Annotated in this window: 22 protein-coding genes and 1 tRNA gene; 8 read left to right on the forward strand and 15 right to left on the reverse strand. The window is 65.8% G+C overall.

Annotated elements, in window-relative coordinates; all coding sequences use genetic code 11:
- From KM135_RS17265 to KM135_RS17275, 3 genes are all read right to left on the reverse strand, one after another.
- Positions 1-681, reverse strand: coding sequence for a Fe2+-dependent dioxygenase (locus KM135_RS17265; RefSeq protein WP_221715294.1), 681 nt, complete (start codon positions 679-681; stop codon positions 1-3).
- Between the two features lie 87 nt (positions 682-768).
- Complete coding sequence (locus tag KM135_RS17270; protein ID WP_221715295.1) at positions 769-3174, reverse strand: TonB-dependent receptor; 2406 nt, start codon at positions 3172-3174, stop codon at positions 769-771.
- Between the two features lie 163 nt (positions 3175-3337).
- On the reverse strand, positions 3338-4165 hold the full coding sequence (locus tag KM135_RS17275; RefSeq protein ID WP_221715296.1) for an energy transducer TonB: 828 nt from the start codon (positions 4163-4165) through the stop codon (positions 3338-3340).
- A gap of 307 nt (positions 4166-4472) precedes the next feature.
- Here KM135_RS17275 and KM135_RS17280 point away from each other — a divergent pair, with 307 nt between their 5' ends.
- The 5 genes from KM135_RS17280 to KM135_RS17300 all read left to right on the forward strand — a co-directional run bounded on the left by KM135_RS17280 (position 4473) and on the right by KM135_RS17300 (position 8018).
- Positions 4473-5066 (forward strand): PepSY-associated TM helix domain-containing protein, encoded by a 594-nt coding sequence (locus KM135_RS17280; protein ID WP_246606288.1) that lies wholly within the window; start codon positions 4473-4475, stop codon positions 5064-5066.
- Positions 5067-5082: 16 nt separating this feature from the next.
- Positions 5083-5556, forward strand: a complete 474-nt coding sequence (locus KM135_RS17285) for a DUF2271 domain-containing protein (protein ID WP_221715298.1) — start codon at positions 5083-5085, stop codon at positions 5554-5556.
- Positions 5557-5575: 19 nt separating this feature from the next.
- Positions 5576-6466, forward strand: coding sequence for a DUF4198 domain-containing protein (locus KM135_RS17290; protein WP_343228221.1), 891 nt, complete (start codon positions 5576-5578; stop codon positions 6464-6466).
- Positions 6467-6504: 38 nt separating this feature from the next.
- Positions 6505-7458, forward strand: a complete 954-nt coding sequence (locus tag KM135_RS17295) for an FAD:protein FMN transferase (protein WP_343228222.1) — start codon at positions 6505-6507, stop codon at positions 7456-7458.
- An 86-nt stretch (positions 7459-7544) separates the two neighbouring features.
- On the forward strand, positions 7545-8018 hold the full coding sequence (locus tag KM135_RS17300; protein WP_221715300.1) for a hypothetical protein: 474 nt from the start codon (positions 7545-7547) through the stop codon (positions 8016-8018).
- Between the two features lie 12 nt (positions 8019-8030).
- On the opposite strand, the gene KM135_RS17305 is transcribed toward KM135_RS17300, so the two are convergent.
- Positions 8031-8279: a helix-turn-helix domain-containing protein gene (locus tag KM135_RS17305; RefSeq protein WP_221715301.1), complete on the reverse strand. Its 249-nt coding sequence runs from the start codon at positions 8277-8279 to the stop codon at positions 8031-8033.
- 1 nt (position 8280) lies between these two features.
- Positions 8281-8799, reverse strand: a complete 519-nt coding sequence (locus tag KM135_RS17310) for a DUF2975 domain-containing protein (RefSeq protein ID WP_221715302.1) — start codon at positions 8797-8799, stop codon at positions 8281-8283.
- Between the two features lie 227 nt (positions 8800-9026).
- Between KM135_RS17310 and KM135_RS17315 the strand changes: the two genes are divergently transcribed.
- Positions 9027-10469, forward strand: coding sequence for an MFS transporter (locus KM135_RS17315; protein ID WP_221715303.1), 1443 nt, complete (start codon positions 9027-9029; stop codon positions 10467-10469).
- Positions 10470-10490: 21 nt separating this feature from the next.
- Here KM135_RS17315 and yghU read toward each other — a convergent pair whose 3' ends face one another.
- The 6 genes from yghU to ftsE form a co-directional block, all read right to left on the reverse strand.
- Entirely contained in the window at positions 10491-11372 is an 882-nt protein-coding gene (gene yghU / locus KM135_RS17320; RefSeq protein WP_221715304.1) for a glutathione-dependent disulfide-bond oxidoreductase, read from the reverse strand.
- A gap of 133 nt (positions 11373-11505) precedes the next feature.
- The gene (locus KM135_RS17325; RefSeq protein ID WP_246606273.1) at positions 11506-12309 is read right to left on the reverse strand and encodes a DUF1134 domain-containing protein; all 804 of its coding nucleotides are present in this window, start codon (positions 12307-12309) and stop codon (positions 11506-11508) included.
- Between the two features lie 301 nt (positions 12310-12610).
- On the reverse strand, positions 12611-13342 hold the full coding sequence (locus KM135_RS17330) for a lysophospholipid acyltransferase family protein (protein WP_221715307.1): 732 nt from the start codon (positions 13340-13342) through the stop codon (positions 12611-12613).
- 9 nt (positions 13343-13351) lie between these two features.
- A complete protein-coding gene (locus KM135_RS17335) occupies positions 13352-13882 on the reverse strand; it encodes a YdcF family protein (protein ID WP_221715309.1) in 531 nt (176 codons plus the stop codon).
- Complete coding sequence (locus KM135_RS17340) at positions 13879-14793, reverse strand: cell division protein FtsX (protein ID WP_221715310.1); 915 nt, start codon at positions 14791-14793, stop codon at positions 13879-13881. The genes KM135_RS17335 and KM135_RS17340 overlap by 4 nt, the downstream gene beginning before the upstream one ends.
- 3 nt (positions 14794-14796) lie before the next feature.
- The gene (gene ftsE / locus KM135_RS17345; protein WP_221715311.1) at positions 14797-15507 is read right to left on the reverse strand and encodes a cell division ATP-binding protein FtsE; all 711 of its coding nucleotides are present in this window, start codon (positions 15505-15507) and stop codon (positions 14797-14799) included.
- 182 nt (positions 15508-15689) lie between these two features.
- Between ftsE and KM135_RS17350 the strand changes: the two genes are divergently transcribed.
- Positions 15690-16514, forward strand: coding sequence for a zinc-ribbon domain-containing protein (locus KM135_RS17350; protein ID WP_221715313.1), 825 nt, complete (start codon positions 15690-15692; stop codon positions 16512-16514).
- Here the strand turns inward: KM135_RS17350 and KM135_RS17355 are convergent.
- The gene (locus KM135_RS17355; RefSeq protein WP_221715314.1) at positions 16489-17850 is read right to left on the reverse strand and encodes an MATE family efflux transporter; all 1362 of its coding nucleotides are present in this window, start codon (positions 17848-17850) and stop codon (positions 16489-16491) included. The two genes, KM135_RS17350 and KM135_RS17355, sit on opposite strands and share 26 nt — an antisense overlap.
- A gap of 365 nt (positions 17851-18215) precedes the next feature.
- Between KM135_RS17355 and KM135_RS17360 the strand changes: the two genes are divergently transcribed.
- Positions 18216-18302: transfer RNA gene (locus tag KM135_RS17360), tRNA-Leu, on the forward strand.
- 188 nt (positions 18303-18490) lie between these two features.
- Here the strand turns inward: KM135_RS17360 and KM135_RS17365 are convergent.
- Genes KM135_RS17365 through KM135_RS17375 form a run of 3 tightly spaced genes read right to left on the reverse strand, consistent with a single transcriptional unit; the run spans position 18491 to position 20830 of the window.
- The gene (locus KM135_RS17365) at positions 18491-20167 is read right to left on the reverse strand and encodes a recombinase family protein (RefSeq protein ID WP_221715315.1); all 1677 of its coding nucleotides are present in this window, start codon (positions 20165-20167) and stop codon (positions 18491-18493) included.
- Entirely contained in the window at positions 20157-20579 is a 423-nt protein-coding gene (locus tag KM135_RS17370) for a DUF2924 domain-containing protein (protein ID WP_221715316.1), read from the reverse strand. Before KM135_RS17370 ends, KM135_RS17365 begins: the two co-directional genes overlap by 11 nt.
- The gene (locus KM135_RS17375) at positions 20576-20830 is read right to left on the reverse strand and encodes a DUF3489 domain-containing protein (protein WP_221715317.1); all 255 of its coding nucleotides are present in this window, start codon (positions 20828-20830) and stop codon (positions 20576-20578) included. Before KM135_RS17375 ends, KM135_RS17370 begins: the two co-directional genes overlap by 4 nt.
- Positions 20831-21253: the final 423 nt, after the last annotated feature.

Raw genomic sequence — 21253 nt, forward strand, 5'->3', positions numbered from 1 at the left:
TCAGGTGTCTGACCACTGCCGTAGCAGATTGTGATAGACGTTGGTGAAGCCGTCGATGGACTCATGGCCGGGATGATCGGCGGTCAGCGTCTGGATCGCGCTGTCGAGTTCGAAGAGCTGGCGGCGATGCGCGTCCGATCGCACGAGGCTTTGCGTCCAGAAAAAGGAGGCATAGCGCGTGCCCTTGGTCACCGGCTCGACGCGGTGCAGGCTGCTGCCGGGATAGAGCACCATGTCGCCTGCCGCGAGCTTCACACGCTGCTCGCCATAAGTGTCCTCGATGACGAGATCGCCACCTTCATATTCGTCCGGGTCGCTGAAGAAGACGGTCGTCGAGACATCGGTGCGCAGGCGCAGCGGCGTGCCCGGGATCGGGAAGATCGCATTGTCGACATGATTGCCGTAGGTGCCGCCGCCTTCATAGCGGTTGAAGCGCGGCGGATAGATGCGCAGCGGCAGCGCGGCGGCGATGTAGAGCGGCGTGCGCGCCAGCCGGTCGATGATGCGGTCGCCCAGCGCCTTGGAGACGGGATGGTTCTCGGCAAGCTGGAGATTGTCCTTCACGCCCACGGCGCGATGCCCTGCTGTGATGCGGCCGTCCTGCCAGTCCGCACTTTCCAGAACGGCGCGGAACTCGCGCACTTCGTCGGCGGAGAAGAGGGAGGGGATCTGGAGGAGCATGGTGTCTTCTAGACCTCATGGGTGCGGAAAAGAAAAGGGGCGACGGCTCCCACAGCCGTCGCCCCCGAGGGAACCGGTCGATGATCCTCAGAAATTATAGCCGAGCGTCAGGACCGCCGCGGCGCGCTCGCCGACGCGGGCCCATTGCGCATTGGTCGTCGCGCCGTTGCGCACGCCGGTGAAGTAGAGCTCGTCAGTGAAGTTCTTGGCGTTGAGCTGGACCGAGAAGCGATCGCTGACATCATAGGCCAGGAAGGCGTTGTGGATGAGATAGTCCTTCACCTGGTAGATGACCGCGGCGCCGGTGCCCGAGTTCAGGTCGAACTTGCCCTGATAGGTGAAGCCGTAGCCGACGCGCAGGCCGAACGGGAAGGCATAGGTCACGAAGGCCGAGCCCGAGTGGCGCGGTACGTTGGTGAGCGTCGCGCCCGCCAGCGGATCGATGACGCCGTCGCGCACGCTCTGAAGGATCTGGCTGTCCAGATAGGTATAGTTGGCCGTAATCGCGAGCTGCGGCGTGATCTGGCCATTGGCGCCGAGTGCGATGCCGTTGACGCGCGAGGTGCCGTCCAGCACTTGCTCACCGGTCGGGTTCTGCGGCGTGATCGGGCCATCGACCTTGTAGTTGCTGCGCTCGTTGCGGAACGCGGCGGCGGTGAGCAGCACGCCTTCGCCGACCTCGGCCTTCACGCCGATTTCGTAGTTCTTGGCGCTTTCCGGGTCCACATTGCAGGTGGTCGCCGAGCAGGTGCCGTTGACCGAGCTCTTGGACGGCGTCTTGCTGGTGCCATAGGCGGCGTAGATGCTGATTGCCTCGATCGGCTTGTAAACCAGGCCGACGCGATAGGAGAAGAGATCGTCGCTGTTGGTGAAGGTCGTGCCGGTCGTGACCACGCCCGGGCTGGTCGAGGTGGCGCCGGCGATCGTGTCCGCCCGATTGGTGCCCTTGTTGTGCTCGTAGCGCAGGCTGCCGCTGAGCTCGAACTGCTCGGTCAGCTTGATCGTGTCGAACAGATAGACGGCGTAATTGTGCAGCTCGCCGTCGGTCGTGCCGGTCCTGGTGAAGTTGATCGGGCCGGTATAGACATTGCTGCCATAGACGCCGCCGGCAATGGCCGGACCGGCCACGATCGCCGCGGGATTGGCGATGTTGATATAGGGCAGATGCGCATCCGCGCTCGGCGCGAGCGGATTGAACGCAACGGGGTTCGATCCGTCTGCGGCGCGCAGCACATTGCCGGAATTCAGGTGATATTTCTCCCAGCCGACCGCCGCGCCAAGCACCAGCGTGTGCTCCAGGCCGCCGGTGTCGAACACCGCCTTGAGATCGACCTGGCTGAACGCAAGCTCGTTGCGGCTGTCGCGCGTCGTGCCGCGGGGGCCGGTCGGCATGTAATAGCCGGCGGGGATCGTGATGTTGAACACCTGGCCGGTGCCGGTGCGTGTGTCGAGATCGACGACGCAGGGATTGCCGTTCGGCTGCGTGCCCGAGGCCATGCAATAGGTGCCTTGCGGCGGATTGACGATCGAGAGCGCTTCCACATTCTGGTAGCGCGTCAGGTTGCGGATGCTGACCGTGTCGCTGAACTCATGGTCGAAGATGGCGGTGAGTTGATCGACCGTCGTCTCCTGCGTATCGACATTGCTGTAGCCATAATAAGCGCTGGCGCTCGCGCCCGGCAGCAGGCCGCCCAGCGCGTTCACATAAGGCGCGCCGTACTGCGGGATATTCTTGTCGTACTGGTGCAGATATTGCAGCGTCAGACGGGTCGGGCCATCGATGCCGAAGGTGATCGACGGCGCCACGCCCCAGCGCGAATAATCCTCGACGTCGCGGCCGGGCACGTCGTTCTCGTGGAACATGGCATTGAGGCGGAAGGCGATGAAGTCGCTGGCGCGGATATTGGCGTCCACCGTGGCGCGATAATAATTGTCGGTGCCGATGCCGGCATTGGCGACGATCTTCGTGTCCGGCATCGGGCGCTTGGTCACGATGTTGATCGAGCCGCCGACCGAGCCGGCGCCTGCTACCGAGGAGTTGGCGCCATTGGTGACTTCCACCTGCTCGGTGTTGAAGGAGTCGGTGCGCGAATATTGCGCGCTGTCGCGCACGCCGTCGGTCGTGATGTCGGTATTGGCCGAGTAGCCGCGCAGCGTGATGCTGTCGCCATAGCCGCCGCCGCCCTCACCGGCGCCGAAAGTGATGCCGGGGACGGTCGAGAGCACGTCGCGCAGGGTCAGCAGGTTCTGCGCCTCGATGACCGCATTGGTCATGATCGTCACGGTCTGCGGCGTGTCGCGGACGGTGCGGGTCGCCTTGGGCGTTTCCTGCTGGCGGCCGCTATTCTCCTCGACGTCGGTGTAGCGCACTTCCTCGCCCCCGAGCGATTCCTGCTCGCCGGTCTGCTGCGCATGCGCGGCAGGGCTGATGAGCGCGCCGACACACGACAATGCGAGAAACGCCTGGGTCTGGCGCGAGCGGATCTTGGACATGAATTCCCCCGTCTGGATTGATCTTCGGGGCGCTCGTTATTGCGAGTCATTATCGACGTCAATTGTTATTGCGAATAATTCGCATATCTGTCGCGCAATATTTCAGTGAGACGCCGACGCGCGCAATCATCGGCGCGCAAGCACGCCGCGATCGGCTTATTGGTCAGACGTGGTCGTCGGGCCGCAGGCCGTCACGATCGAAATCGCGGTCGCCCGGAGGTCCGCCATCCCGGTCGCCATGATGTCCCCGGCCATGGCCGCGGCGACTGCCCCGGCCGTCGTCGCGCTCGCGGATGAAGGGAATGCGCACCATGCCACGCACCATCACCGGCTGGCCGCTGCGGACCAATGGTGACCAGCGCCAGTCGGCGACGGCTTCCAGCGCGGCCCGGTCGAGCCGGGGGAAGCCGCTGCTGCTCGCGACCGAGATATCGGCGACGCGCCCGTCCACGGAGAGGAGCACGGTAAGGACGACGATGCCTTCTTCGTGCGCGCGACGCGATTCCAGCGGCACGCGGATCGGCTTGCGGAATACGACCTGCGCGGACAGGTCGCCGACATTTTCCGGACCTTTGGCGATCACCGCCGGGCCGGGCCCCGGCGCTGCCTTCGGCGCGGGCGGGGCAGGCTGCGGCATGGGCGGCGGCGCGGCGATCGTCGGCGCGGCGGCCAGCGCCACCATCGGCACCGGCGCGACCACGGCCGGTTGCGGCGGCGGCGGAGCGTCGGGCGGAGGTGGCGGCGTCTCAGCGGCGGGCGGCGGATCGTCCGGCAGTTCGAGCATGGCGACGATGGTCGCTTCGCGCTTGTCCTTCTTCACGAAGACTGGATTCATCCAGGCAAACGCGCCCACCGTCGCGAGACCGAGCGCCAGCGCGCCGATCGTCGCGACCGGGTCAGCGCCGCGCGAGCGACGATAGGCGGAGCGCTCGACGGGCGTCGGCAATTCCCCGTCCTCGACGCGATAGGCCGTTTTGAAGTGCGCGTTCATCCCCTGCTCGCCAGATTCCAATTGATGTAACTGCGAGTCATTCGCATAGTTGGTCCGCCGGTTCGCGTCCAGTCCGCAGAATCCCTTAGTGACACGCTGAACGACGACTCTTGCGAATGCCTCGCAATATGGGCAAAGAGCCTGGAACGACACGACGATTCGAGCGCTTCCGGCCATTCAGCCGGGTCCGTTCATCACGAGGACCGAAATGGACGCCCGAACCTTGGACGGCGGAACGAAACCCGATGGCGGTGCCACCCAGGCGCCCTCCAGGCCTGCCGTCGCCAGGGGCAACAAGAAGGCGCGCATGTGGTGGCTCAAGCAGCTGCACACATGGCACTGGGTGAGCGCCGCCATCTCGCTGGTCGGCATGCTGCTGTTCGCGATCACCGGCATCACGCTCAACCACGCCTCGACCATTTCCGCCGAGCCGAAGGTGACGCAGGGCTCCGCGACCCTGCCCGCGCCGCTGCTTGCCCAGCTCAAGACGACGCCTGCCGAAGGCGCGCCGCTGCCGGACGCGGTGGCGGATGATGTCGAAGCGAGAGTCGCGCTGGCTGCGCATGGCAAGCCGGGCGAATGGTCGGAAGAGGAAGTCTATGTCGCGTTGCCCGGCCCGGGCCGCGACGCCTGGGTCAGCATCGATCGCGCGACCGGCGCCATCACCTCGGAACACACCGATCGCGGCTGGATCTCCTATTTCAACGATCTCCACAAAGGCCGGAACAGCGGCGACGCCTGGTTCTGGTTCATCGACGTGTTCGCGCTCGCGTGCGTCGTCTTCACCATCACCGGCCTGTTCCTGCTGCAGCTCCACGCCAGGCATCGCCCATCGACCTGGCCCTTGGTCGGCCTGGGGCTCGTCATCCCGCTCGTCATCGCCATCCTGTTCATTCACTAGAGGTTCCCGAACGCTCATGAAGAAGACGTCCCTCCTGATCGCCGGTCTGGCTTCCGCGCCTGCCTCGGCCGCCAGCGTCAGCATCACGATCCCGCAGCTCAAGGTCGCCGAATATCACCGGCCTTATGTCGCCGCCTGGGTGGAGCCAGCCGGCGGCGGCGCAGCGCGCACCGTGTTCGTGTGGTACGACATCAAGCTCAAGGGCAACGAGCCGGGCACCAAGTGGCTGGCGGACCTGCGCACCTGGTGGCGCAAGGGCGGCCGCGCGCTCAAGCAGCCGGCCGACGGCATCAGCGGTGCGACCCGTGCGCCGGGCACGCACAAGGTCGCGCTTCCGGCCGATCTCAAGCCCGGCCAGTATACGCTCTATGTCGAGGCGGCCCGCGAGACGGGCGGCCGCGAAATCCTCTCCCTGCCGCTCGCCATTCCCGCCGCCCGTGGCTCGGTCTCGGGCAAGAGCGAACTCGGTGCCATCACTCTCTCACGCTGAAAGGTCCCATCTCATGCGCATGAAGACACGCCTGATTGCCGCCGCGGCCCTGATCGCGGTTTCGACCCCGTCGCTGGCCCATCGCGGCTGGCTGCTGCCTTCCGCAACCATCTTTTCGGGCGCCGAGGACTGGGTGACGGTCGATGCCGCCGCCTCCAATGATCTGTTCTTCCCCGATCACCGCCCGATGCAGCTTGGCGGCGTCAAGGTCTGGGCGCCGGACGGCAGCGAGGGCAAGATCGCCAATCCCTCCACCGGCAATGTCCGCTCGACTTTCGACGTGCAGCTGAACAAGCCCGGCACCTGGAAGATCGGCACGGCCCAGTCCGGCGTCGGCGGCACGTTCAAGGTCGATGGCGTCGAGTGGCGCCTCGGCGGCCGTCGTGGTCCGCCTCCCGGTGCTGCGCCGGGCCAGGGTGCGCCGGGCGGCCCGAACATGAACCAGGCTGGCCCCGGCCCGGCCCCGCGCTTCGTGGGCAGCATCGACGAAATTCCTGCGAACGCGACGGACATCAACATCACCGAGACATCCGGCCGCAACGAGATTTTTGCCACGGCGGGCGAGCCGACCACCACAGTGTTCCAGCCGACCAACAAGGGCCTCGAAATGCTGCCGGTCACCCACCCGGCCGAGCTCGTGCGCGGCGAGCCCTCGCAGTTCAAGTTCCTCGTCGACGGCAAGCCGGCGCAGGCGCTGAAGGTCACGATCGTGCCCGGCGGCAAGCGCTATCGCGATGGCGACGGCTCGTTCGAGGTGATGACCGGCGCGGACGGCGTCGCGACGGTGAACTGGCCCGAGGCGGGCATGTTCTGGCTGAACACGACGCTCGCGGACAAGAGCCCGAGCATCGCCAAGGCCACCGGCCGCCGCATGAGCTACACCGCCACGCTCGAAGTGATGGCGCCCTGAGCGTCACGGCTTCGACGGAACGGATCGCCGTCCCTGCGGTGATCGAGGCAAGCGCGCTGACCGGGTTCGACCCGGCGGCGCGCATCTCCGATCTTTCCGGTGAGACCATGGGCACCAGTTGGGCCGTGCGTCTCGCCACCGGGCCGGACCCGGACTTGCCGGCCCTGCGCGCCCTCATCCAGGCGCGGCTTGACGGTCTCGATGTCGAGATGAGCCATTGGTCGGATGCGTCGCTGCTGCGCCGTTTCGACCGGTCGCCGGGCGGGAGCTGGACCTTGCTGCCGCCCGATTTCGCGCGCGTCATGCAGGCGGGGCTCGCTATCGCCGAGCGCAGCGATGGCGCGTTCGATCCTGCGGCCGGCCGCCTGACCGATGCCTATGGCCTCGGTCCGCGATCACGCGAGGATGAGCCGGGCGAGGGCGAGATCGCGCAAGCCCAGCGCCTTGGCGGCTGGGAGCGACTGGTGTTCGATGCCGCGGCCGGGCGCCTGCGCCAGCCCGGCGGGCTGTGGCTGGATCTGTCCGGCATTGCCAAGGGCTATGCCGTGGATGCCGTCGCCGATCTGCTCGGCGAGCACGGCCTGCGTCATTGCCTCGTCGAGATCGGCGGCGAATGCGCCGGGCGCGGCCTGCGTCCCGACGGAGACCCCTGGTGGATCGCGCTGGAAATGCCCCCGGACGTGCGCCTGCCGTCGATCCGCGTCGCGCTCTGCCAGCTCGCCGTTGCGACTTCGGGCAACTATGTGCGTGGCGACCACACGCTTGATCCACGCACCGGTACGCGCGTCCGCAACGGCATCGTCGCCGCCAGCGTGCTGCACCAGCGCGCCATGGAGGCCGACGCCTGGGCGACCGCGCTCACCGTGCTGGGCTATGAGGATGGGGCGGCGCTCGCCGTGCGCGAAAATCTCGCCGTCCGCCTCGTCCGGCGCGAGGGGGCGATGGCGCGGGAATGGATCAGCCCGGTGCTGGAACAGATGCTGGCGGACTGACGCACGTCCCGCGCCTCTCGCTTCATCTGGCGTGCGGACCCGAAATCCCGCACTGTGCGTTCGAGCGTGGAGAAGGAGACCAAGCCATGGACGTGAGGACCAGCCGCAGCAGCGCGGGCATGTATGAGATATTCCCGTTCCTGCTGATCCCGGTGCTGATCTACAATTTGCTGGCGCTTTTCTCGGCACCGTCCGTTGCCGGAAGCGCCGAGCCGAGCTTGCTTGCCACCTTGCGCGCCGAGGCGTTCGTCATGCCGATGCTCTCGGGCACGACCCTCTCGCTGGGCTGGGGCGATCTGCTGATCCTGCTCTCCATCGTCTTCCTGCTTATCGAGGTGATCAAGGCGCCGCGCACCGCCTCCCCCTCGATCATCAACCACATGCTCTCGATGGGCGTGTTCATCCTTTGCCTGGTGGAGTTCCTGCTGCTGCCCAGCTTCGGCACCTCCACCTTCTTCCTGCTGACGATGATCGTGCTGCTCGACGCAATGGCCGGCATGGCCGTGACGATCATCTCCGCGCGGCGTGATCTCGATGTGGGCGGTGTGGCTGGTGGCTGATGAGTGGAGAGCCTAGACCTGCGCCCCAGCCGCCTCGTCAGCTCCGCTCTCCGACCCGTCCGCCACGAACTCCAGCACATCCCCCGGCTGGCACTGCAGCACCTCGCAGATTGCCTCAAGGGTCGAGAAGCGGATCGCGCGTGCCTTGCCGGTCTTGAGGATCGAGAGATTGGCGAGCGTGATGCCGATCCGGTCGGACAACTCGGTGAGCGTCATGCGCCGCGCGTAGAGCAGGTCGTCCAGCTTGACGGCGATCGCCACCTCAGATCGTCCCGCGCAGGTCTTCGCGCATCAGCGTGCCCTCGGCGAAGATGCGCGCCAGCACGAAGGTGAGGAACACCGCCAGCCAGCCGCTGAGCGAGAAGCCGGCGTCGAGCGTGACCGGATTTTTCGGCGTCGAGATCGCCTCGCCGATGAAGCCGATGACCATACTGAGCAATTGCAGGCAGAGCAGCGCGATGGCGATGCTTTGCAGCCGATAGGCATTGGCCGCGACGAACGGATCGCCCTGCCGCACCGTCTCGACGATCTGCACGAGCTTGCGCAGGATCGCATAATTGAACGGCACGGCGACGAGCCCCAGCACGGCGATGGCGCGCAACCCCATCATCGGCGGGAAATTGCCGGGATCGATGCCGAGCGCCTTCATCGTCCATGCCTCCGCTACGACTGTCGATACGAGCAGCGCAAGCACGGCCGCACCGCCGATCCAGTTCAGCAGGATGAGAATGCGCAGCATCACATAAGCGATCGGCAGTGCGGGTGAATCACGATGGGCCATGTCTCGACTCCTGTATTATCGATAAACGATAATTTAGATATCGATTTACGGCAAGGCAATTCCATCGGCCCATCTCGTCATTCCCGCCTTCGCGGGAATGACGACGGGGTACGAAAGGACTGTCCTACACCGCAGGCCTCTGGCATGGCGGCCCGTCACCGCTCTTTGACCCCGTCCATACCCCCCGCCCGCTGCAACCCTTTGGCATCCTTGCCGGTTTTGCCTTCATGCCGGAACCGCACCAGACCGCCATCGTCACCACCAGCGTGCCCGCGCGGCTCGATCGCCTGCCATGGGGCCGCTTTCACTGGCTGGTCGTGATCGCGCTCGGCATCACATGGATCCTCGACGGCCTCGAGGTGACGCTCGCGGGCTCCGTCGCCGGGGCCTTGCGCGAGAGTCCGGCGTTGCGCTTCACACCCTCGGATGTCGGCCTCGCCAACAGCGCCTATCTGGCCGGCGCGGTCATCGGCGCCCTGTTTTTCGGCTGGCTGACCGATCGTCTCGGTCGCAAGAAGCTCTTCAGCATCACCGTGCTGCTTTATCTCGCCGCGACCGCCGCGACGGCCTTTTCGTGGGATCTCGCCAGCTTCGTCCTGTTCCGCTTCCTCACCGGCGCCGGCATCGGCGGCGAATATAGCGCGATCAATAGCGCCATTCAGGAGCTGATCCCGGCCCGCCGCCGCGGCTGGACCGATCTCGTCATCAACGGCAGCTTCTGGGTCGGCGCGGCCATGGCCGGCGGCCTGTCGATCCTGCTGCTCGATCCGCGCGTGATCGATCCCGAGACCGGCTGGCGGCTCGCCTTCCTCGGTGGCGCGGCGATCGGCCTCGCCATCCTGTTCCTGCGCCGCTGGATCCCGGAAAGCCCGCGCTGGCTCATCATCCATGGCCATCCGGAAAAGGCCGAGCGCATCGTCGGCGAGATCGAGGCCGGGTTCGAGCGCGCTGGCCATGTGCTGGCCCCGCCCGAGCACGAGGCTCGCCTCCGCAGTCGCCGCACGACGCCGCTTGGCGACGTGTTCGCCGCCCTGTTCCGGCTCTATCCGCGCCGCACCCTGCTCGGCCTCATCCTGATGGCGAGCCAGGCGTTCCTCTACAACGCGATCTTCTTCACTTATGCGATGATGCTGACGGACTTCTACGGCGTCCCGTCTGATCAGACCGGCTATTATGTGCTGCCCTTCGCTCTCGGCAACGTCCTCGGCCCGCTGCTGCTTGGCCGCCTGTTCGACACGATCGGCCGCAAGACGATGATCGTGCTGACTTATGCCGCCTCAGGCATCCTGCTCGCGATCAGCGGTTGGCTCTTCCAACAGGGACATCTCGATGCGACGACGCAGACGCTCTGGTGGAGCGTCACCTTCTTCTTCGCCTCGGCTGCCGCCTCATCGGCCTATCTGACGGTGGCGGAATGCTTCCCGATCGAGGTGCGCGCGCTGGCCATCGCGATCTTCTATGCGTTCGGCACCGGCATCGGCGGCGTGCTCGCGCCCTGGGCATTCAGCCTGCTCATTGAGAGCGGCTCGCGCGATCAGGTGTTCGGCGGCTATCTCTTCGCCGCCGCCCTCATGGGCCTCGCCGCACTGGCGGCGGCGCTACTCGGCATAAGGAGCGAGCGCCAGCCGCTGGAGAGCGTCGCGCGGCCGCTGTCCTGGCATGACGACTGACCGCGACGGCGGCTGGTCAGGTCAGAGGATCGCCTTGGCGCCCTCGTTCAAGGCGGCATCGATATCGGCAGCGCTGTGGCGCTCGGCGAGGCCGCCCGGCGCGCCGCTGTTCACCAGCCGGCCGCGCTTCACGCCTTCGCGCGCGTTCATCGCGTCCACCCAGCGGTCGACATGCTTATACTCCTGCACCTGCAGGAATTCGGCACCCTGATAGGCATTGCGCATGATATTCCCGTACCAGGGGAAGATCGCGAAATCGGCGATGGTGATCTCGTCGCCGATGATGAACTCCTTGTCGGCCAGCTGCCGGTCGAGCACGTCGAGCTGGCGCTTGGTCTCCATCGCATAGCGATCGATCGCATACTGGATCTTCATCGGCGCATAGGCATAGAAATGGCCGAAGCCGCCGCCCACGAACGGCGCGGAGCCCATCTGCCACATCAGCCAGTTGAAGGTCTCGGTGCGCTTGCGCAGCCCGGTTGGCAGGAAGGCGCCGAACTTCTCGGCGAGATAGACAAGCATCGATCCGCTCTCGAACAGGCGCAGCGGCGGGTCCTGCGAATAGTCGAGCATCGCAGGGATCTTGCTGTTCGGGTTGATCGCGACGAAATCGCTGCCGAACTGGTCGCCCTTGCCGATGTTGATGAGCCAGGCGTCGTACTCCGCATCATGGCCGGCGGCGAGCAGCTCCTCGAGCATGATCGTGACCTTCTGGCCATTGGGCGTGCCCAGCGAATAGAGTTGCAGCGGATGCTCGCCGCGCTGGAGCTTGACCTCCTCGCGGGCGCCCGCAGTGGGTGCGTTGATGCCGACGAAGGCGCCGCCATGGCCCTTGTCCCAGGTCCAGACCTTGGGCGGTTCATAGCCGGTCGGGAGGTTCTGGGAGGGGTCGCTATCGGCCATGATCTATCTCCTTGCGGGACTCGTTGTCCTTAGCAACCTAATCTAGCGCCTGCGCGCGCGCTGGCTAGCGGGCAGGCGGGATGACTATTCTAGGGTGTGAAATAGCGGGGCTTTAGAGCGTGGCCGCGACCGTTCAGAACGGCAGCCAGTTTCGCTTCTCGGAGAACTTCATATAGCCCGCATTGATGCCGAGCCGGTAGCCGACGCCGAGCCGGATCGGGATCAGCACGACATTGCCGCGGCGCAGATAGCTCGCGTTGAATCCGCCGACGAGATAGGCGGCGCCTTCGCCGGCCGGATAACGCTTGTAGAGATTCTGGCTGTCATAGAGATTATAGACCAGCACGAAGGTCTTGGAGGCGTTGCCGCCGAGGTCGAAGCCGAGCGACGGACCGGTCCAGTAAACGTCGCGCTGGCCCTCGACCTTGTGGAACATCTCGCCCGAGCCATAGCGCAGGCCGACACCGACCGCGCCGGAGGCCTCGCGCCCAGCGATGTACGCGACCGGCTCACCCTGATCGCGCAGGATATTTTCGAGGATGCCGGCCAGGCCTTCCGCACCCTTGCCGAACACGCCTTCGGCCGCGCCGATCAGGTCGTCCTTCTTGTACGTGGTCGATGCCGCGCCCGCGGGTACGCCGGCCGCCGCGACGGACTCGCTGGCGCTGCTGCTTGGTGCGGGCGCCGGCGTGCCGGTCGCTGTGCTTGCCGTCGAAGCGGGTGGGCTGGCGGGCGGCGGAGCCGTGTCGGCCGGCGGTGCGCCGGTGATCCCATTGTCGCTCGCGGGCGCACCTGGAACGAGGTCGGCGTCGATCGCGCTATTGGGGTCGACCGTCCCGACCTGCGCCATTACCGGCGTCGCGCTCATCGCGGCGACCGCGACGAGCGTCAGGCCGATGCCGATCCGCTGGCCGAGCATGGATGTGATCCGGTTCATTACGACATCTCCCGCCGCTGTGCGCGGCCTGTTTGCGCGCGCAGCGCGACCCATTGTTGTCGTTTGTATCCGCGCCTGCCGATGAAACGACAATGAACGAACGGCGAACCGAATCGATTTCGCGCCAGACCGAGTCGAAAAAGTGCCGTTCGGTTTGCCGACGCTGCTGCACGGGCTGTCCTACAGGCGGACGTCCATGGCATGCCCCTGATTCGGTCGCGCCTCAGCGGCCAAGCTGGCGGGAAGGAGCCGGAAAAAAATGAAGGCCGACCCCCGAACTTTCCGAACTTTCGAAAGAAAATTACGCGATCTCGTCCCGACGATTGAGGACGTTGATCGCGGCGTGGACGCGCGCTTCGGCTTCCGCCCGCGGCAGACCGGCCGGGATCGGCTCGCCGAACCGATAGGTGATCGTGCCCGGGCGTTTCAGGAAGCCGTGGCGGGGCGAGAGCCGCCCGCTGTTAATGGCCAGCGGGATGACCGGGCAGCCGAGCACGGCATAGAGACCCGCGAACCCGGCCTTGAGCGGCGGCGAAGCGCCATGCTCGACGCGCGTCCCTTCGGGATAGAGAAGCACCGGCCGGCCGAGCGCGAAGGCCGCGCGCGCCTTCGCGCGGATGGTCCGCAGCGTGCTCGCACCGCCCTCCCGATCGACCGCGATCAGTCCATAGGCCCCGGCGATGGCGCCCCACACCGGGATGTCGATGAGCTCGCGCTTGGCGGCGATGACAGGCCGATAGAACAGACAGAGGGCATCGAGCGTCTCGAACATCGATTCATGCTTGGCGACGATGAACAGGGGCTCGGCCGGCAATGTGCCTTCGATGACGATCTTCTGGCCCAGAACCCAGCGGATCAGCAGCCTATGGATGCGCGACCAGCGCTCGGCGACCCAGGCGACGCTGCGCCAGCCGCCGGGCAGAGCGACCACCGCCGCGAGCACCAGCACGACGGTCATGCCATAGAACAGCACGGCGAAGATCGCCGACCGAACAGCAGCGAGGAGGAGACCAAACCGGGACAGGGGTGGCATGGCGCGCGCTCAGATGCCGATCAGGCCGGCCGCCCGGCGCAGCAGATATTTGTGATATTCGCGCATCAGCACCGTCAGGCTCGGATTGGACCGCACGGCGTCCGGCACGATCGTCACCGGCTCCTCGACCTGCCGCGACAGCTCGTAGCGCGCGCGGCGCATGTGCCAGTCGGCCGTGATGATCCGCAAGGACTTGTACTTTCGCCGCGCAAGCCAACGGCTGGTCTCGACCGCGTTGGAGCGCGTGTCGATCGCTTCGCGGCCGAGCGTCACGCAGCAGTCCATCAGCCTTTTGGGTACGCCATAGGCCTTGGCGAATTCGGACGGGCGGACATCCTGATCGACGCCGGAGACGAGCATCTGCTCGCTTTCTCCGCGCCGCAGCAGCGCAAGCCCGCGATCGATCCGCCCGGCCGATCCGGTGAGTACGACGATCGCGTCGGTATGCTCGTCGCCATGCGGCTGCGGCAGGAGCAGCGCGAACCAGGCGAAGCCGAGCGCCCAGAGGATCAGCGCAAGAGCGAGGAGGCGCCGGGTCATAGCGACCGCTTCAAGGCGCGCTGCAGCGTGACGCGCGCGGAAAGCCAGGCGACGGCGACGCCGAGGAGCGGCAGGAGCGGCAGCAGCACCCATGCGAAGACCGGCAGCGAGACGCTCTGCACCAGATCGGAGGCGACCGCCGCCATGGATCGGCCGACGAGGATGATGACGATGACGGCGACGGTGAAGCCGATCACGGCGCCGAACAGCGCGTCCAGCATCATGCGCCGCTGGAACAGGCGGACCACCTGCGCATCCGTGGCTCCCAGCATGTGCATGATGTCGATGGTGCCGCGATGCGTGGCATGCGCGCCGCGCGCCGCCAGCACGACGACCGCGCCCGTCGCGATCGCCATCAGCGCGACGGCGCCGAACGACAGGATGCCGATGACGCCGACAAGGCGCGCGAGTGGCGTCAGATAATTGGCATGCGGCTCCACGCGCGCCTGTTCGTTGATCGCCTTCACGGCCCTGTCCAGCGTGACGAGCCGCTCCTCGCGTTCGCCCTCCTCCGTTACCAGATCGGCATCCACCAGCGCGGGGATGGGAATGTCGCTGATCTTCATGTCGCTGCCGAGCCACGGCGCGAGCTGGGCGGAGAGGGTGGCGTCGGGTACGACCTCGATATTGCCGACACCCTCGGTCTCCTCGAGGAGCGTCACGATGCGTCGCACTGCCCGGCCGCGCAACTCGCCATCGGCCTCGGCGATCTGGATGGTCACGCGATCTGAGACGTCAGCGCTCAGTGTCCGCGCGGCATGATCCAGCGCGATGCCGGCCGCCGTCGCCAGCACGGTCAGGAACATCATGATCGCGATCACCCACGGCATGGGCCCTGTGATGCGGCCCTGCGGCAGCAGCGATCCCGGCGTATAGGGGCGGGGCGGGGCTTCGCTCGGCTCACGCGCCATGGTTCAGTCGACCCCCGCCGGACGCGGCGGATAGCGCAGGGCGCCAGTCGGATCCGCCATGCGCCCCTTCTCCAGCCGAAGCATCTGCGCGTCGGCGACCTTGCCGAGCAGGTTGAAGTCGTGGGTGGCGACGACGATCGTCGTGCCAAGCTTGTTCAGCGCCTCGAACAGCGTGATGAGGCGCGAGGCCATTTCCTGATCGACGTTGCCGGTCGGTTCGTCCGCCACCAGTAGTTCCGGCCGGCCGATGACGGCGCGGGCAATGGCGACGCGCTGCTGCTCGCCGCCCGAGAGCGTGGCGGGATAGGCATTGGCGCGATCCGAAAGCCCGACCCAGTGCAGCATTTCCTCGACCGGCGGGCGCAGCTGATCGTCGGACACGCCCGCGATGCGCAGCGGCAGTGCGATATTGTCGAATGCGGAAAGATGCGGGACCAGCCGGAAATCCTGGAACACCACGCCGATGCGGCGGCGAAAGCCGGGCAGGCGGGCACGGGGCAGGGTGACGATGTCGGCATCAAACAGGCGGATCGCTCCGCGGCTCGGCCGCTGCGCCAGATAGAGGAGCTTGAGCAAAGAGGTCTTGCCCGCACCGGAGGCGCCGGTGAGGAAATAGAAAGTGCCTTCATCGAGCGAGAAGGTCAGATCGGAGAGCGTCTCGGGTCCGGGCCCGTAGCGCAGCCCGACATTCTCGAACTGGACAATCGTTGCCATCGCGGCGCTGCGCATCCCCGTTGCCGGGCGCCTCACCTGGTGCGGCGCCCGCTGGTCGTTTCATCGTGCATGGCACAGGCTCATAGCGCGGGCAAGGCGCAGAAAGCGGCTCATGCCCTTCCGTACCAACATGGTAAACGCTCGCTTGCTCTTGCGCACAAAGCGGTGTTTATGGAGCAGCAATGATCCTCATTTGCCCGCAATGCGCCACGCGCTACGTCGTTCCGGACAGTGCTATCGGTCCTTCGGGGCGGCAGGTGCGTTGCGCGTCGTGCAAGCATAGCTGGTTTCAGGAAGGCGCGGAAATCCGCCGCCCGGAGCCCGCTATGGCGGCGAGCGAGCCCGCACCGCCGGTCGCGGCTCCGCCGCCGCCTCCACCCCCACCGCCGCCGGCTGCCGCCGCGCCATCGCCCTCTCTGCCGTTCGAGCAGGAGGGGCGACCGGCGCCCTCGACGCCCGAGCAGACGGTGCCGCGTCACGATCCGGTCGATCCCGAGCCGGTCGCGCAGGCGAGCGTGCCCGCCGAGGAGTTCATTCACTATCCGGATGACGACTATGAAGCGCCCGTGCGTGCGCGCCGCAATCCGGCCAAGCTCTGGACGATCGCGGCGATCATCTTCTTCCTCGTCGTCAGCGTCGCCGGCGGGGCGCTCGTCTATTTCGGGCCGCCCTCATGGGCGGTCAATCTCGGCCTCTCCGCGCGCGATACCGAGGCGGGGCTGAACTTCTACCTGCCCAAGCCGCCCGAGCGCCGCAACCTGCCGACCGGCGAGGAATATTTCGCGTTCAGCGCGCGCATCCTCAACGACAGCGATCATGAGCTGACCGTGCCGCCGGTGGTGGTCGAGCTGCGCGACGATCAGGGCCGCCTTGTGTTCAGCTGGATGACCAAGGCGGACAAGGCCCGACTGCGGCCCAATGAGGAAGCGCGCGTCTCGGAGAGCCGGCTCGACATCCCCAAGAACGCGCGGAACCTGGAGCTCAGGTTCGTCGATAGCGCGAGCTGACCAGCCAGAAGCGACCGCCCTGGAGCAGCATGGCAGCGACCATCCCGAGCGCGGCGGCAGAGGCGAGACCGGCTGAGCCCCATCCATAGCTGTAGGCCGCCCAACCCGCGAGGCTGAGGATGAGGAAGAAAGCAATGATGCCGTTGACGCCCGCCATTACCTGATCGCCGAGCGAGCGCAGCGCCGCCACGAAGATCGCCTGCAACCCGTCGAACAGGATGAAGGGTGAGAGGATGAGGACCATGACGATCGCTTCCTTCGCGACCGCGGCGTCTGCGGTAAGTCCGCGCACGATCGGCCCGGCGAACAGCAGATAGACCAGCACGATCGCGCCCATGATGAGCGTGGATAGCCCGCAGGCGATGAGCGTGCGGCTGCGCGCCGTCCACGGCTCCTCCGCCCCAACCGCATTGCCGACACGCACGCCCGCCGCCGATCCGAGGCCGAGCGCGAGCGCGAAGCCGATATTGTGCAGCGAGAGCAGCACCTGGAATGCGCCGGCGATCACCTCGCCCATGCGCGTCGAGAGCACCATCAGGAAAGAGAAGCCCAGCACTTCGAGCGCCGCTCCGATGCCGGGTATGAAGCCGAAGGAGACGATCGCCGGGATGCCGCGCAGCGCACTGCGCCAGGCCGGGGTATCAAGTCTGCGCAATTCTCGCTCGTGGGCGCTCGACAAGGTCCAGGCCATGAGTGCCATGGCGAGGCCGCCCAATATCGACGTGATCGAGGTTGCCAGCGCCGCGCCGAATGCGCCCATCGCTGGAAATCCGAGATGACCAAGCGCCATGGCCCAGGCGAGCAATGCGTTGACCGGCAGTGTCGCAAGATTGACCGCCAGCACCCGTCGCGGCGCGCTGACGCCCTCCAGGAAGAAGGCACAGGCGATCGAGAGCATCTGGCCGGGCAGGCCGATCATCATCGCGGCGAGCACGGCCGCGCCCGGACTGACGAGATCGGGCGCTACGCCAGTCGCGATCAGCAGCGGCCGCGCCGCGAGGCCGATGACGAGCGCGCTCGGAATGCCCAGCAGCACGCCGGTCAGCACGGCCTCGCGCCAGAGCGCTCCCGTGCGCGGCAGATCGCGTGCGCCGTCCGCGCGGCTGGTGAAGACGATGATGCCGGACATGCCGCCGAACAGCAGCATGAGGATGACGAACATGACGACCCGCCCGGCGGCGAGCGCGCCCAGCTCATGCGTGCCCGCGAACCCGACGACGGTGACGTCGATCAGGTGCATGATCGTCCAGTTGAGATTGGTGAGGATGATCGGCCAGGCCAGCCGCGCGATGCGACGCGCTTCCGGCACGAGGCCGTCCGGATCGATGGAGGACATGGGGCGCTTCCGAAGCCTAGCCGTGACCTGCCGGTGATTCGGGCAAGCCGGTCCGGCCGGCATGATCCCGCGCGCTGGTCAGAAATGTCGTCATGCCGTCCGGCATCATCTGCGTCTTCTCATTGCAGTCCGTTCCCGGTCAGTACGAGGCGACCCAGGAAACCAAGCTTTTTCAGCCATCATGGCCACGAACGGCGTGGATCGCGTGCCGGAGCGGGCAAGTCAAGCGCTCCAGAATGATATGGCGAGGCGCATGCATATGCGCTGTCGCATCAGGGCTGTGAACGGTGGTTGCATAGCCCGGGCCGCTTTGCTAATGGCCGCCGCCTACCTGAAGGGCCGCCCGGTCCTTCCCTTCCTGATGTGCGGTCGTGGCGGAACTGGTAGACGCGCAACGTTGAGGTCGTTGTGGGCGAAAGCCCGTGGAAGTTCGAGTCTTCTCGACCGCACCAGACAGTCCATAAAACCTAGGTATTGAGGGCGAGCCGGCGGCTCGGCCCGAGAACTGGCGCGGTTCTGCGGCATTCGCCGAGGTGCTAGATTGCATCTGCAGTCAGAGACGCGCTGACGTGGCGATCTTTTCGCGCAACATATCGCGGCCGTCTCTGGCCCTAAGTTTTTGACTGCAGTGAGAACTGGCTCAGGAGACGCCGAGAACCCGGCGTTGCTCGGTCCAGGCGAGTGGTAGTTCGACGCTCATCAACGAGCGTGCAGTGAGCGTTGCGGGCTGCCGCCCTTCAATGATCGCGGTCGCGATGTCGGGAGCGAGGCAGGAGAGGGTGACCATTTTGCCGAGCCGTGTGCGGCATCGACCATGCTCCGCTGCGATGGCTGCAATAGATCGATCCGGCTGGCTTAGGATGACCTGCTTTGCAGCATGCGCCTCGGCCAGCAACGCAACCAGCTTCTCATCGCGCTGCACCGTTATGGTCGGTGCAGCATTAGGCCCAGGGATGACCAGCCGGATCTGGCGCCCCCGCCTGACCTTGAGCACCGGCAGGGTAAGTTCGAGCGCCGGTCGATCGTCCTGCTGCGTGAGGTCGAGCAACGCAGCAAGGCCCGTTTGATCAATCACCAGCGCGATGTGGTCCTCATTGAGGTGGATGCGTGCAATGGTACCGGTCAGGATCTCAATCTTGTCTGCCTGCGAACCGCCGCGCAGCTTTGCTGCATGGATTGCTGCGGTCTTGATCGCGCGGTCGAGATCGTCAGCGGGCAGCTCACCGGCAAGGTTCATCATCGCCTGCGCATCGCCAAGATAGGATGCGAGCCGGTCGATCACGAGCCGCTCAAGATCATGAGCATTGACCCGCCATGCTGGAGCGCCATCGATCAGGTCTGGCCGGGTTACATAGTAGCGATAGCGCTTGCCCGGCTTGGTGGCATGACTGCTGGTCATCGCCCGGCCTTCGCCGTCCAGGACCAGACCGATCAGGAGGCTAGGCTGGACGGCCTTGATGCGCTTGGAACTGCCGGAGGCGTTGTCCTTGAGTTTTGCCTGCACAGCGGCCCAGAGGGCCTGGGGGACAATGGCTTCATGCTCTGCATCGAACCAGTCTCCCTTGTGAGCGAGCTGACCGATGTAGATGCGGTTCGAGAGCAGATGGTAGAGTGTGCCACGCCGGAAGATGCAGCCGCCGCGATGCGGTCCGCTGGTCCGCCGCTGAACCTTGGTGCGGTGGCCTTGGGCGTTCAGCTCCTCGGTCAGCTCGACCACCGAGCCAAGCTCCAGATAGCGCTGCATGATCCGGCGCACGAGATCGGCCTCTGCCGAATGTGGGACGAGCTTACGGCTATCGACCTCATATCCAAGCGGGACCGGTCCACCCATCCAGAGGCCCTTGCGCTTGGAAGCCGCGATCTTGTCGCGGATGCGCTCACCGGTCACCTCTCGCTCGAACTGGGCGAACGAAAGCAGCATGTTCAAGGTGAGCCGTCCCATGCTGGTGGTGGTGTTGAACGATTGCGTGATCGAGACAAAGCTGGCTTTAGCCTCGTCGAGCACCTCGACGATCTTGGCGAAGTCGGCAAGATTGCGGGTCAGTCGGTCGATCTTGTAGACAAGGATGATGTCGACTTTGCCTAAGGTGACATCGGCCAGCAGGCGCGTCAGCCCAGGGCGCTGCATGTTGCCGCCAGAGAAGCCGCCATCGTCAAAGCGGCCGTCAACGAGGACCCAGCCTTCGTGTCGCTGGCTCAGCGCATAGGCGGCACAGGCCTCATATTGCGCGTCGAGGCTGTTGAACTCCTGATCGAGCCCATCCTCGGTCGACTTGCGCGTATAGACCGCGCAGCGCAGGCGCCGCTCAGCTGCCACGAGCAAGTCCGAAGAAGCGGGGACCGGACCAGTGCGCGCCGGTCACGTCCTTCGCGATCTGGCTGAGAGATCGGTATGAGCGATCCTCCCAGACGAAGCCCTCGTCGCGCACCTCGACCGCGATGGTCTTGCCGTTCCACTCGCGGACCAACCGCGTGCCGGGGGTTAGAGTTGGGGAGGGGGCCTTGCGAAGCACTGTGCTGCCAGGCGATGCACCTCGCTCGAGTTCTCGCACGACCAGGACGGGAAGGGCGCCCAGATATCGCTCCTGCAGGCGCTGGGCGACCAACCGGCGCAGCAATGGCAGGGGAACATTGGGTGCAACTTGCTTGGTGAGCTGCTGCCAACGCTCGCGCAGTTGTTCCTGCGTCAGTAATGGCAGAGCCAGCATCTCCTTCTCGAGGCGCTTCATTCGGCTTCCGGCTCGGAGCGGTCGATGATCGTGTAGCGGGTGACGCCCTCAATCGAGGTCCGGGTGATCTCATATCGCTTCTTGCGCAGGCCCGTGAGGGCCGCGCGGGTCGTGTGCGGTAGCCAGCTAGTTGCGGCGATCAGTTCCTTAAGGCTGGCACCCTCGGCGCGTTCCATAAGCGCAATGACCTGCGCGATCTTGGACACAGGCTTGTCGGGTTCCGGTGTGGCATTCGTCTTGGTTTTGGTCATGGGTGGTCTCCTTGTCGGAGCGGCGTCATGCTGCTCCCACCACCGCAAGCCCGGACCTCGGCGAAGGTCAGGGCGATCAAGCGACCGCCGGGGCCGCGTTCGATCGACACCAATGCTTGCGGTGGGGCTCAAGTCCAGTCGAAAGAAGGAGAATTGCAATGGGTTCGGGCGTTAGGGTTGAGAGCGCAGCTCAGAGCCCAAAAGTGATTGCGCAGCCTGGAGAAGCTTGCGGATCCGTTCGGCGTCATCCGCCAGCCGACTGATTTGGATGGTAAGGTCGTCCGGTTCTGCTGATCGGGACTGTCAGATATTTTGTGCGCGAGGCCATAGAGATGGATAGGAAGGACCATCGATATGGCGATCGACAAGGCCATGCTGGACCAGCTTCTGGCTGGTCGTGATCCGCAGGATTTGTTCGCGAAG

This window comes from Sphingobium xanthum, from assembly GCF_019737615.1.
Taxonomy (GTDB): Bacteria; Pseudomonadota; Alphaproteobacteria; order Sphingomonadales; family Sphingomonadaceae; genus Sphingobium; species Sphingobium xanthum.